The 12392-nt window shown below is 44.7% G+C and carries 11 protein-coding genes; 1 reads left to right on the plus strand and 10 read right to left on the minus strand.

All coding sequences use genetic code 11. From position 1 onward, the window contains the following. Nucleotides 1–87 precede the first annotated feature (87 nt). The 10 genes from SJY39_RS08485 to SJY39_RS08530 all read right to left on the minus strand — a co-directional run bounded on the left by SJY39_RS08485 (nt 88) and on the right by SJY39_RS08530 (nt 11701). On the minus strand, nt 88–1590 hold the full coding sequence (locus tag SJY39_RS08485) for a hypothetical protein (protein WP_390241736.1): 1503 nt from the start codon (nt 1588–1590) through the stop codon (nt 88–90). Nucleotides 1591–1611: 21 nt separating this feature from the next. Next, nucleotides 1612–3651: a type IV conjugative transfer system coupling protein TraD gene (gene traD, locus SJY39_RS08490; protein WP_390241737.1), complete on the minus strand. Its 2040-nt coding sequence runs from the start codon at nt 3649–3651 to the stop codon at nt 1612–1614. A 173-nt stretch (nt 3652–3824) separates the two neighbouring features. Next, nucleotides 3825–4154, minus strand: a complete 330-nt coding sequence (locus tag SJY39_RS08495) for a hypothetical protein (RefSeq protein WP_390241739.1) — start codon at nt 4152–4154, stop codon at nt 3825–3827. 13 nt (nt 4155–4167) lie between these two features. After that, complete coding sequence (locus SJY39_RS08500) at nt 4168–4935, minus strand: hypothetical protein (RefSeq protein ID WP_390241741.1); 768 nt, start codon at nt 4933–4935, stop codon at nt 4168–4170. Between the two features lie 121 nt (nt 4936–5056). Then, a complete protein-coding gene (locus tag SJY39_RS08505; protein ID WP_390241743.1) occupies nt 5057–5503 on the minus strand; it encodes a hypothetical protein in 447 nt (148 codons plus the stop codon). Between the two features lie 92 nt (nt 5504–5595). Further along, nucleotides 5596–8292, minus strand: coding sequence for a conjugal transfer protein TraG N-terminal domain-containing protein (locus SJY39_RS08510; protein ID WP_390241745.1), 2697 nt, complete (start codon nt 8290–8292; stop codon nt 5596–5598). Between the two features lie 12 nt (nt 8293–8304). Beyond that, entirely contained in the window at nt 8305–9678 is a 1374-nt protein-coding gene (locus SJY39_RS08515; protein WP_372263886.1) for a conjugal transfer protein TraH, read from the minus strand. Then, a complete protein-coding gene (gene traF / locus SJY39_RS08520; RefSeq protein WP_390241747.1) occupies nt 9675–10112 on the minus strand; it encodes a conjugal transfer protein TraF in 438 nt (145 codons plus the stop codon). The genes SJY39_RS08515 and traF (SJY39_RS08520) overlap by 4 nt, the downstream gene beginning before the upstream one ends. An 81-nt stretch (nt 10113–10193) precedes the next feature. Then, nucleotides 10194–10982 carry a type-F conjugative transfer system pilin assembly protein TraF gene (traF, locus tag SJY39_RS08525; RefSeq protein ID WP_372263925.1) on the minus strand — a complete coding sequence of 263 codons (789 nt, stop codon included), beginning with the start codon at nt 10980–10982 and terminating at the stop codon, nt 10194–10196. A gap of 392 nt (nt 10983–11374) precedes the next feature. After that, nucleotides 11375–11701, minus strand: coding sequence for a hypothetical protein (locus tag SJY39_RS08530; protein ID WP_372263888.1), 327 nt, complete (start codon nt 11699–11701; stop codon nt 11375–11377). A 22-nt stretch (nt 11702–11723) separates the two neighbouring features. On the opposite strand from SJY39_RS08530, the gene SJY39_RS08535 reads away from it, so the two are divergent. Further along, nucleotides 11724–12392, plus strand: coding sequence for a DUF6710 family protein (locus tag SJY39_RS08535; protein ID WP_390241750.1), 669 nt, complete (start codon nt 11724–11726; stop codon nt 12390–12392).

The raw sequence follows: 12392 nt of genomic DNA on the forward strand, positions 1-12392 counted from the left end.
TTGTATCAGAAAGAAGAGTGGTGGCTACTTTGGTGGAGAAGTGAATGTTGGGTTATGTTGTCAGGTCAAAAAAAGGACTTATTTACGTTACTTAAAGCCCGAATCGGTGAATATGATATTGCTCCAGCAAACTCGATTAAAGCATGTGATGTCTACAATGATGTTATTGAACCACTTAGGGTATTGGCTCTTATGGAAGTTTTGGATGATGAGGATGTTTTGCTTTTCATCGACCATCGAATATTGAGTGATTAGGTCAAGAATGTTGAGCAGGGCATAGGTATCGGGTTCTTGGGTGTCCATACTTTTATTGATTTGGTCTAATTCATCGTGCTCAAACAACAGGCTGTAGCGATCATGGCGCTGAGTTCGAGAGAGGATTTGTTCTTTTTGCTCTTCATTGATGAGGCTAGGGCGCATCATATCGACAACATGAAGGGGAACTTGGTTCTTCATGCAATAATTGCTGGCAGCACAGAACGCGTTGATTGCATGACCAAAGTAAACGACGTTGTTATTTCCACATCCAGTCCTTCCTAGAATCATCGAAAGGTAAGCTGTATGGGGAATAATATTGGCATTCAGAGCGTCTTGTAGGGGGGCTAACTTGGATATGAGCGCATTCACTGTCGTGCTATTGGGGAAGTCTTGTTCTGTGTCAGTAAGTCGGATTTGATTTAATTTATCCGAGTAATCGATAAATTCAGCAGAAGGCTCTCCAATGGACTCGCAAAAATGGTCAATACAAGACTGCACTTCTTCTAACATAGCATCATGTTCTGACAATGAACTTGGCGCTCGGACAGAGAGTTGGTCATGCGTTATTTCCAATATATCTTCTAGCTCTTTTTTGTTTATATCCTTGTTATAACGGCAATCAAGCAAAGCCCCTGCCATGATATTGATTGATAATAGGGCGATTCGATTGATCTCTCGATACGCCTCTTCATACGGTAGCGTTGCAGGCGTATCGGTGAGTCGTTTTGTTGCGGTTTGATTAACGCTTTTCCAGTACTGCTCATCAATGTTATTACCGCGAGTGAAATACGCGGTAGTAGTTTCTTCCCAATAAGGCCTATCAATAAAGCGGTGGTTCATTTGAGCGATGCACCAATTTACGTCTTCCTCGAACTGAACGTATTTTCGTTTGTTGATGAAAGAGCGGATCTTTGGCGCGAGATTTTGATATGAATCTCGTGCGAGTGACAAGCCATTTCCAAGTAAGGCTCCAGCTAAGTAATAGAACGTCAAAATGAAAGTCACGGAATGCTGCATTGTCATTTGCGCCGCTTCTTCAATAGGAAAGGTTTGTACGATGTATTGAGGGCAAATCGGTGTTGTAGGGGCATTGATGCACTGAGATATATTTATCATACCTTCTGGAGCAGGGCCTAGCTTGGCGGTATCGGCCATGATGTGCAGTATGATCTCGATGTATTGTAATATGTTCCCATTGAGAACAAAAAAGACAGCGAGGAGCAAACAACCAACAGAGGCGCGTGTTATGAATAACGTCCACCAAAGTTGAGCTGCTTTTTTTAGTGATTGAGCGGATAGGTAGAGTGATAGATAGCTTTTGATGGTGTTCATCGACATTTCCTTTTTGTGTGGCTAATCGTACATTTCACCCGCTTCTGCTTGTGTTATGGACGCCTCTTCGGTTTCTCGCTGTAGTTCATTTTGCGTATTTTCGGCGAGTTGGCGGTTTTGCGTTGAGTGGTTAGTCGGCGCTTCTTTTTTCGGTGTGTTCGCAACGGTCTGTTTTTGGCTTGCTCTGGTCTGTTGTTGCTCCTCTTCGTTTTCATAAGTGCTTTGCTGAATAGCCAGTATCCGGTTTCTTTGGGTTTCATCGAGTTCATGCAACGCAATAAGCTCATGAAAAATTAAGGCTTGGTCGATACTCTCCATTGCTTCCCCTCCAGGCATGCTGCGCTTGATGAAGGAGGGTTGGATGTTGCTCATGCGGTCGTATTTCAGTTGCAGCTTTGTGATGAGCATGGAGTTTGGGGTGCGTAGGTAGCATTCCAGATCATCTAAACCTTGGATTTCTGCTGGAGAAACCACTGGACGGGTCTTGTTTTGGTGGCCGAGTGAAACACCGTCACGTAATGCGTTTGCACCGTATGAAATGTTCTCTCTTGAGATATCAATCTCTTGCTCACCCAAGTCGTCGGATGAAACAGTCGCCATGGCTTTCGATGGAGCGCGAAAGAAAAAGCGCGTATTGAGTAAGTCAAAAATCACTCTAGCCGCGTTACGTCCGTAAGTGGTTTCTAATTGAGCGTAGGACTGCAAACCCAGTAAATAACACCCGCCAAATTTACGTACCTCTGAAATGATATGTGTTAGCTCTGGCAGTTTGTGTAAGGTAGGCATCTCATCGATGATGACCCAGATTCGGCGGTCATCATCGGGCTCCATCCCTAAAATGGCATTGGAGGCAATCGCAAGCCACATGGAGATAAGTGGTCTCAGTGCTGTGTGTTGCCTTGCGTTGCTTGATAGGAACAAGAATCCTTGCTGTGATTCATCTTGTACCCAATCTGTTATTGAAAATGGCGCACGTTTGCGATTGCCTTGCGCGTCTTTTTCATCCAAACCATGTAAGTAACGCAGAGACTTTATGTAAGTCGCCAGTACCGATTTAATGGATATCGCCGTCTTCTCGATACTTTTCGAGACCAGTGAACTGGCTTCGGTGCCTTTTAAGTGTTCGCCTAGCGTGGCAAGCTCAGAAGTTAAGATGATATGCAGTAAGTTTTCAATGGTGCATTCGTGTTTGTCATCGAGCATCATTTGATAAGTCGTGGCTGATAAAATGGTTCGCGCCGAGTCGACCCAAAACGGGTCGCCTTCACCGTGTTGCGGAATAAGAGCTGCCGCGAGTGATTCAAAGTCAGGGCCTTCTTTGGCGTCACTCCAAATATCCCACGCAGCGCAGCGCTCATCGAAGGGGTTTAAAATAACGTCCTTATGTGGGTCGTAGAACTTACTGACAAAATCACAGCCTTTATCGTAGATAATGGCTTTATCGCCGCGCGCACGTATCCAGCGTAATAGTTTACGAATCGCTACGGATTTACCTGCGCCTGTGGTGCCGTCAATCATGAGGTGTTTCACCTCAAACATATCAACAAAAAGCTTGTGGCCGTCGAGTGCAAAAGAGGAGAGTTTTTTCTTCTTTTTTAGCTCTGCTGTGACCTCTTTGGGTGCCGCCAGTTTAAAGCCTCGAATGTGATTATCTTCGCTCTGCTCTTCGCCTTTCTTTTTAAACCAGTGGTTAACAAACATGAACAACACTGTGGAGGCAATGACGTAGACCAATAGGCCAACGAACAGCGCTTGCAAGAACTCTTGATGAGATTGTGCGAGGGTCGGGTTTTGCAGTTGTTGAGCTAAGGTGCTGCTGTAACGATGCCCTTCCCATTCAATCACGACGTTGCGCTTTAAACTGAAGCCGAGTTTATTAAATAGCCAGAACAGGGTGTAGTAATAAGCACCGGTTAAGGTGTTGGAAGAGGTGATTAAGTAGGTGGTTAGAATGCCGAGTAACCCTGACACGATATTGACGTATTTAATTGTGGTCACGTTCACCTGCCACCACATGCGAATGTTATGGAAGGTGATTTGACCACCACGAGTGGTAGACATAAATATATATCCTTGTAGAAACCAACAAGAAAAGCCTTGTCAGAGACAAGGCTTAAAATGAAGATAAATTGAAATTGCGATAAGGGATGAAGCAAGCTGCGCATTGAGCGCGAGAAGGGAGCGCTTTACTTCATCGTATTGGATGGAAAGTTATTAAGCTGAAAGCGAATGCGCTATAGCTGCTTTTGTACCGGACATGGGTATTGTTCCTTCAAAGCGGCCGCAAGATAGCTTGCGATACTGCCACCTATCCCGAATTTACCGTATTTTTTTATACGTGGATCGTGCTCGATGCGATTGTTCATCAGTGCCATTAGCTCTTTGGTTTTCCATTCCCATAATGTTTCGCGATTGGCGGGATCTTTCATTGGTAAGCAATAATCAATCCGTTGATTGCGAGCGTCTAAGCGAGTTGTGTAGAAGTTAATACTATCTGCTGCCACGCGAACACCAATACTGGAAACGATGTGGCTAATGCCATTAATATTTATAGAAGTAGTCATTTAATCTCCATTTTTAATAGTGATCTGTACCACATAAAATATTAGAGTTATCTATTTCACCACAGGCTGACATATGGTTATTAAAAGAAGTCGATGAATGAACATCAGAATGATTACTAAGGAAATCAGAGCCGTAGGAATTACCAAGGACATCAACACCTTCAAATGAAGGAAGACCGGTTGCTGGATTTACCTCATGCATATCTGTCGCATGTAATTCTAGTTCATCAAAGGCATTACGTGAGTTAACGTTTTGGAAAAGTGTATCATTATCAAATCGATCTAGGCGCTCATTAAGACCACTAACAGCGTCATAGATAGAGTGACTTGAAGTTAGGTTTAAGTGATGATTGTGTAAGTAATGAAAATCATCACTTGAAACACGCCGAACTCTTTCTAGATTACTTAAGTTGATTAATCCGTAAACGGGACTGTTAATAATATTACCTTCTTGATCTGCAACGGAAAGTAAGAGGCACGAAAAACTGATGAACGTAAATCCTGCATGCTCAATCGATTCTCTTAATGGAAGTTGAGATGAGAGCAATAAAAAAACAGAAAGGGAAGAGAATATTCCAGCATTTACGGTACTTAACTCTTCAAGTTCGAGAGCGCTTAAAATTACAAATGTTAATATAAGAGACAAAAGTATAAAAACAATAGTTAGAGATTCCGCCTCATAATTAAGGAACTTTATATTACTCATGGTAGATAACCCTTCAAATGAACCCCACCACCAAAAAAGCGATATAATGCCGAACGCGACTTTTAAATTTCTCATAAGTAACCTTAGATCACAGCTAGTTGTTAATGGGATGAAGCAAGCTGCGCATTGAGCGCGAGAAGGGAGCGCTTTACTTCATCGTATTGGATGGAAAATCGTTAAGCTGAAAGCGAATGCGCTATAGCTGCTTTTGCACCGGACATGGGTATTGTTCCTTCAAAGCGGCCGCAAGATAGCTTGCGATACTGCCACCTATCCCGAATTTACCGTATTTTTTCATACGTGGATCGTGCGCGATGCGATTGTTCATCAGTGCCATTAGGTCTTTGGTTTTCCAACTCCGAAGTGTATCTCTATTTGCTGGATTTAACATTGGTAAACAATAGTCAATGCGTTGGTTACGAGCATCTAAGCGAGTAGTGTAGAAGTTAATGCTATCTGCCGCGGTGCGTACTGTGGCTAATAAATATTTATATTCTTGGCTATCGGTATTTTGATAATGCTCTACGTAGTAGCTCATTGATGCGGGGTTGTCTTTACTGCTTGAAAGCTCACTGAAAGGGTTTGTCGCCAAGCTTGAAAATGAGCACAATGTGGTTAACCCCAATACGATCCATTTTTTCATGGTTTATCTCCTTATCTTTTAACTGTATATATTACCAGTATTAATTATAAAAGTCATTTGGATTGTGTGAATGTTAACCACATTTTAAGCTGTTAAGTGTCGGTTTTTTTAGGCCTTTCGGACTCTTGCAGTGTGCTCGGTGGCGTAATGTGATCCGCAGTTTGGTTAAACCTGTCACGTGCATCACCCACAATTGTCGTGTGTGTGTCAGCGTTGTAGTAATCATCCACCCCGCCGCGTTGTTCATGCTGATTTAAAATCGTATCACTGGTGCTGCTTAATGCTTTGCCCTTGAATTGCTCACCCACCATCGTTTGCCACTCGGCTTGCGTAGGTACGCCATTGAAGCTGCTTTGGTGAGTTTCTTGCGAAGGCACGCTGGCCAACACAAAATCTTTGAAATTGTCAGTTTGTTTAAATTTTTCCCATAAGTTGGCACGTTCTTGACGAGCATCATTTCCATCGCCCGTAAGGATCCGTGTTGCCTCTCCCTCACTATCTTCGTATTGTCCTTCAACGTATGCCTGAAACTCCTTGTCCAGTTTTTCCGTCTTACTGGCCATTTGGCGCTGCTCTTGGCTGTTGACCTGACTCAGCGTATCGACCTCCTGTTGCGACTTCGTGGTTGAGGTCATCAAACCTTGCGTCTCACCAAAGTTTGCCGTAAAGCCAGTCGCATAGGTGCCCACGTCTGAGTTACGTTCGTCAGCCGTGAGGCGGTTGCTTGCATCAATCGTTTGGTTGGCACCAGAGCGGTAGGACTCGATAGCGGTTTGGATTTGGCTTTGTTGCTCGCTGGTTGTGTTGTTTAATGTATCACGGTCTTCCTGTGTCCATCGTTGACCCGTTGAGGCATTCAAACCGGCATTAACCGGAAGGGCCGTGCCAGTACCCACACCAAAGTTGCCATCAAACCCATTGTAAGTAGAGTGCAGATACGCGCTCGCCTTATCCTGACTCCAACCTGTTGCGCTCATTACTTGCTCTGTCGCTTGACTCACTTGCTCTAAACCTTTCGTCGCAGCGGCCGTTGCCCCGTGGCCGTGGGTTAAGCCGTAACTTTGGCTGCTCGATGCGGTGTCTTTCCAATCCGCCATCAGTTGCGAGCCACTTTGTACGCTTTGTGTTAATGCGGCTTGTTGGGTCGAGAGGTTGGATTGAGCACCCGTGTGTAAGTCTTGCACCGCTTCACTGTATTGACTGCTTGTGGCGACGTTCCATTGGAAATTGGAGGCGGTTGGGGAGGTGTCATACACGGTTTTATCGCCGTATTGAGTGGTGAGCATCCCGTCAGAGCCTTGTGTGGTCGTACCATGCTGTTTGAGTAAGGTCGACGTATCAAACTTATTGCCATTGACGTTGTTAAACGCATGGGTCTGCATCTGAGTGTTGCCATGGCTAATGTCACCCGTTGAGGCAGCGGTCGAAGTACGCGCATTGGTCTGGTTTATCATGCCAGCCAATTGATAGTTGAGGCTGCTCATCATCGCTGCTGCGCCTTTGGTTAGGGCAAGGGCAATCGCAGGCGTTGACATCATTAAGTAGCCGGTAATGGAGGCGTAACGTGTGTTGACATAATCAATGCCATTCATGTTCGAAAGGGTGATGCCGTGTAACCCTTGAGTCGCTCCATTGGTTGCCCCTTCTAAGAACCACATCATAATCGCATTGAGGATGGTGAATATCATTGGCCAAGTGGCCAGATAGAAAAAGCTGCCGATGTAGTTTTTAAGAACAGGCAGTGCCATGTGAGGCAGCAGTGCAATGATGACAATAATCGCCCCAAAGCAAACAAACAAAATCACCCCTATCGAGTGCATCATGGGAACGAACTCTTTTGCTTGCAAACCAATGTTGGCCCACATCGTCGTGGTTTGCATTTGATTCGAGGTGTAAGCGTAATTCGAAGCGAGCCCACGCTGGTTATTTTCAATATTCCAGCGAGTCATGTTGATGGCCATATTTTGTTTGAGGATATCAACGGCGTTGTTGCTGACCCCAATCAAATCGCTGTGACTGTTTTCCACCGCATTGATGAGAAACGCCGTAGGAAGTCCAGCTTCTCGACCGAAGATGTACGAACCCAATTTACTAAAGGCGGCGTTCGCTTCATTGTCAAAATGTTGATTGATGTCAGGAAGCGCGTCTCTGCACGTTTGGTAAGTGCCATCGGGGGCGTAGAGTCCGCGGATAGGGGACATTGATTGACCGGCGAGAAAGTCGAGTAAGTTCGGTGCTTGCACAATGTCTTGCATACTGTATTTACGGTTAATGTGGATGTCACCTAAAATGCAACTGTGAAAGAAGTCTTTCCAATACTTTTGCAGCTGGACGGTCTCTGCGTTGGTACTGCGCAATAAGGTGTAAAGACTGGAGCCAAAAGTCATCCCTGATGTGCTGTACTTTTTGTCCTCCGTGCTACTAAAAACCGTTTCAATGCCATCAGTGAGACCGTGCATAAAGGTGGTTGCCGCCCATCCTGGTATCGCCACAATGTAAGGAACATTGTCGACGGAATAGGTGGTCATGGGGTTTTGGGCGTCGTTGATTTGTACCGTAGCTTTCATGCTGATGAGAAACGTTGGAATGGCGAGGTATATGACCGCGAAGCGCATCACATGTTTCGCGTCTCGATAAAGTAAGAACAGCGTCGCCGAAATCACAAACGCCAATTGCAGTGCAATTTCGACCAGAGAGCCGAACGTATTGGTGGTAAAAAAAGTGGCAACGGCGTTCAATGCTTTTTGCATTTGTGTGCCAGCGCCATAGACGTAGAAATCTAAAGCCATAATGAGTGTCCTTTAATGCCCGAAGGCGAGATTAGAGACCGTGGCATCACTGGCCGATTGAGTGATAAGGTCGCGCTTGCGTCTTAATCGCTCTGTCAGTGCAAGGTGTTGATTTAATTTGGCTTTGTTGTGGTCTCGAATAGTTTGCAAGTAATCCCTAGCGTCATCAATGGCAGAAAAGGTGCGTTGGACGTCCGTTGGGTTGACTGAAGAGAGGTTTGCAATCGATTGATTGACCATCAACAACATGTTGTTTAAATACGCATACAAAATGTCGGCAGCAATGCTCTGAGCATAGAGTTGACTCTCGGGTGGGATGTTTAAGTGCGCGTCATCAATGAGTATGGCAAGGATGGGGATGTCACTTAACTCTACAAAACTTTTCTCTGCGTCAGTAATGGGTTGGTCAGATTGTAAGTTTGCATATAAGGTATCAATGGTTTTACGCACTTTGGCATTAAAGGCCTGGTCTTCACTTACAGTAAGGGTACTTAGGCTTATCGAGAGGCAAGTGTCGGTGCTTTGGCATCGATACAAATCAAGCTCACCGCCAGTGAGCATGGTATGAATCGCCGTATCATTGCCTACTATCATCGATGGAATGTAACTCGGTGTTCCTTGCGCGTTATAGATGACGGTACCTGTGAGATTCATAATAAATTCCGCCACTTCTTTGTTACTTTCCAAGTAACTGCTTTTCATCAGTGCATCCCAGACCACATTGAGGTTTATCTTCACCGCATGAGCGGTCGCCTCGTCGGTGTTGCCTGCCAGTGTGCTCTGGTTGGTGCCGACTTGACTACACTCATGCTGCGCCTCTAGCCAATCTGAAAAGGCATTGCTTTGCGTACCTAATGTGGCACAAGCATGACGCTTGGCTTCTCCATCGGCAAAGGCGGCTAAACCCGACACCGCCGATTGCGCCACCTGGCAAGAGTTCATCGATGTGGTCAGGAATTGGTCGGCAATGGCTTGCAGTTTGTCTCGGTTTTCTTTGATGCTTGGCGCCCAAGTTTGCAGCGCTAAATCCACGGCAAAAGGCACGGCATTGGCAATGACCGCTTTACCAAAAGAGACCAGTTGGTCAGAGTTAATGTGTGAAAATCCTCCCATGAACGCATCGATGCCACCACACCCTGCGCTGACCGAAGGCATGGTGATAGACGCCAGTTGAATGTTTTGAATGTTGGTGCGAGCAAACAAGCTGCCCGCATTGTAATAAGTGGCGGATTGCCCTTGGTAGGCGCTTGGGTTGGTGACGTTGCTATTAAAGCTACTGCCGTTAAAGAAACTGTCCATGGAATCGCCAAGGCTCCCCGCGTGAGCGTGAAAAGCAAGCCCGACTGATAGAGTAAGAACGACAAAGTTTACGCTGATTTTGGTCATTGCAGGCTCTCCATCGTAGCGCTGTCGGCGCGTATGGCTTGATAACTATTGAGTAGCGCAGAGTATTGGACATTCCCTTCACTTAAGCGCACATATTTACCGTTGTTGACGTTGATTAAAAACGTGGCGGGTGTAATGGCGTTTTTGATGTCACCAAAAAACGCGGTGGTGATGTCTGGCGTGGTCGGAATTGGGGTGGCGTAACCGGGAATTGGTTGCCTGTCAAAAGAGAAGTCATACACAGGCAATCCGACCGTTTTTTCAAATTGCGTCATGGTTGGCGCAAATCTATGGCACTCAGAACATTGACTGAAATGAAAGAACACAACCGCATATTGACCGTTCATTGCATTGGTTGTTTGTGCGTGTGTTAGTGATGTTGAGGCGAGCGTGAGTAGCACACTCAATAGTAAAGTGCGAAGCAGAGAAGTCATCGGATTGTCCTTAAATCAGAAATTGTTGTCTTGGTTAGCGGTGGTGATGCTCTTGTTTTGTGGATAGCGAAAAGGATCCCGTTAAAAGTCGCTATCTTGATAGTCAGTGGCGATGTTGTGAAAGCGCGAAAGCAGGTCGTTTTGTGAGATGAAGCCGTAAGCCAATGGCTTGAGTGCTTTGGTGTGAATATTGGCGAGCATTAACGCAGGCGTGTAACGCACATTGACCTTGCTGGTCTTATCAATCCGGTTTTCATTAATCACATCAAAGGTGTGGCCGTCCTTACTTATTCCCACCAATTCGATGTGGTAACGATTCGCAAAGTCTTGAACGGACGGCGCTAAAGCTTGTGCAATGGCATCTTGCCCTTCGTAGACAAAGTAAATCCCCCATCCCTCTTGAACGAGTTGGCGCACACTGGCTTCGCTTTTGATTTGGATGTTTTGATAGTAGGTTGCTCTGGCGGCTTGCTCGGTCGGGTGGTCTTTGGTGTACGAGTATTCAGGATGCTCGTTGATGAGCTTTTTAAACGTCATGCCTGTCTGAGTGGTTTTGCCATCGATGAATTTTTTTAACTTCATCAGTTTCAGGTTTTTCTCTTCATCGGTAGGGTTAATGGTGGCATCGTTTAACGCTTCATTAAATTCTTGATGAAACCACTGCATTTGCTCTGTGGCGTTCATGACGGTCGTTGCACTGTTGGGAGGGAGGGCTTCCTTTTCTTCCTTCGGGGGCTCCTTTCTAACTTTAGTTTCATTGTACCAGCGCCACCCTCTTGGGGGTTCATTCGCAATACACTGAAAGGCAAGTAAAGGGAGCCATATTAAAATGAAGACTTTGATTGTTAAGCGGTTAATTGAGTTGTTCACCGTTTTTGTGGATAAATTTTTCAAGGTGGATACCTCATGATTCGATTGTCCAGTGTTGCTGTGTGCGGCTTTGTGTGGGGGTCATTATTCTATTTTGGTTAAGCTCTTTGCTTTTAATGAAGGCGTAAGTCAATATGCTTATACCCATGATTAAATGCACTAAGGCTGTGTACTCCAAAGACAGTTGCCACAAGCATTTAATGGTTTTTTGCCAATCAGAGGGTGAAAACGTTGAATACAATTCTGGGTTTGGATGGTAGGTAAAAGCGAGATACATTACCCCAACAAAACAGAGGACTTGTATCGTGGCCGTAATGATTAACGGTAGTATGATGAATTGAAATGCTGTTTTTAGCCATTGCTGTAAGCGGTGCCACGGTGTGTTCATAATTTTATTTTCTGCGCTGGTTGCTAAGTACAGCAGGACGTGGTCTTATTTTGCTAACACCAACCCTTCTTCTATTGTGGCTTTTACACAGACATAATGCCTGTAAGTATTCATCAAGAGTGTAAGCATGGTTCTTTGACCAAGGCGCTCTGCCAGTACTGAAAAACTGGGTGTGTTTTTCTATCTCTTCAATAAGCTCTCGATACTCATCAAGTTGCCTTTCGATTGGGATGTGATGCTCAATATGAGAGAGTGAAATGAGATCATCAGGGATAAGTTTTATTTTTTGACAAAGTTTTAATAGCTTTGCCTGAATGATAAACAATGACATGAAATGCTCCGGTAGGTGATATATGAGTCTTTACAGACAGCTAAAGTTGATATTGAAATCTGAATCGTTGGTGAAGTTTGAAAACTTGCTTAAGGTTGCGCATGAAATCAATGCTATAAACCCACTTGCGTTGTATGACTTTATTAATTTGATCCTGAAACCTATGCAATCGGAGTTAAACTTGATTACTGCCGAACTTGGTACTGGTGTTGTAAAGCAAATTGGCGTTAAAGATTTGTTTACAGTAAAAATGGAACCCTATTTGTACGAACTGAACAGAACCTCTGTAAGTCCACATTCAAATGATCATAAATTAAAAATAAATTGTGATATTGCATTTACTCGTCCTTGGAATAGACAGCGCTACATTGATAACCTTTGTTATTTATCGTCCCGTATTCCAGAGGGAGACCTCGTTATTTGGAAGGAAGATAGCAATCACTCTGTGACACTTATTCTTCCTTGGCGGTTCTTTTTGGTTGGAACGGGAAACCATTCGATAATGGCGGGAATTGCGACCGGCCAAGGTGAGGTTTCACCTCAAGAAGTAGAGGACTTCTCCTGGTTATTTTCAAAGTTTCATACAAATGGAAAATATTGGTTTGACTCAGAAACCAATAAAAAAGTTGATAAAGTGAAAAATTATCGAGGGGCCGCGGTGTTTGAAATTGGCCGCTTACTTTCTTCTTAA

Source organism: Vibrio sp. R78045 (assembly GCF_042466085.1).
In the GTDB taxonomy this organism is placed as follows: Bacteria; Pseudomonadota; Gammaproteobacteria; order Enterobacterales; family Vibrionaceae; genus Vibrio; species Vibrio cyclitrophicus.

Excerpts from the sequence above, each read along its gene's own strand:
- SJY39_RS08485 (WP_390241736.1), bottom strand. The coding sequence starts at position 1,590 with ATGAACACCATCAAAAGCTATCTATCACTCTACCTATCCGCTCAATCA.
- traD (WP_390241737.1), bottom strand. The coding sequence starts at position 3,651 with ATGTCTACCACTCGTGGTGGTCAAATCACCTTCCATAACATTCGCATG.
- SJY39_RS08495 (WP_390241739.1), bottom strand. The coding sequence starts at position 4,154 with ATGACTACTTCTATAAATATTAATGGCATTAGCCACATCGTTTCCAGT.
- SJY39_RS08500 (WP_390241741.1), bottom strand. The coding sequence starts at position 4,935 with ATGAGAAATTTAAAAGTCGCGTTCGGCATTATATCGCTTTTTTGGTGG.
- SJY39_RS08505 (WP_390241743.1), bottom strand. The coding sequence starts at position 5,503 with ATGAAAAAATGGATCGTATTGGGGTTAACCACATTGTGCTCATTTTCA.
- SJY39_RS08510 (WP_390241745.1), bottom strand. The coding sequence starts at position 8,292 with ATGGCTTTAGATTTCTACGTCTATGGCGCTGGCACACAAATGCAAAAA.
- SJY39_RS08515 (WP_372263886.1), bottom strand. The coding sequence starts at position 9,678 with ATGACCAAAATCAGCGTAAACTTTGTCGTTCTTACTCTATCAGTCGGG.
- traF (WP_390241747.1), bottom strand. The coding sequence starts at position 10,112 with ATGACTTCTCTGCTTCGCACTTTACTATTGAGTGTGCTACTCACGCTC.
- SJY39_RS08530 (WP_372263888.1), bottom strand. The coding sequence starts at position 11,701 with ATGTCATTGTTTATCATTCAGGCAAAGCTATTAAAACTTTGTCAAAAA.
- SJY39_RS08535 (WP_390241750.1), top strand. The coding sequence starts at position 11,724 with ATGAGTCTTTACAGACAGCTAAAGTTGATATTGAAATCTGAATCGTTG.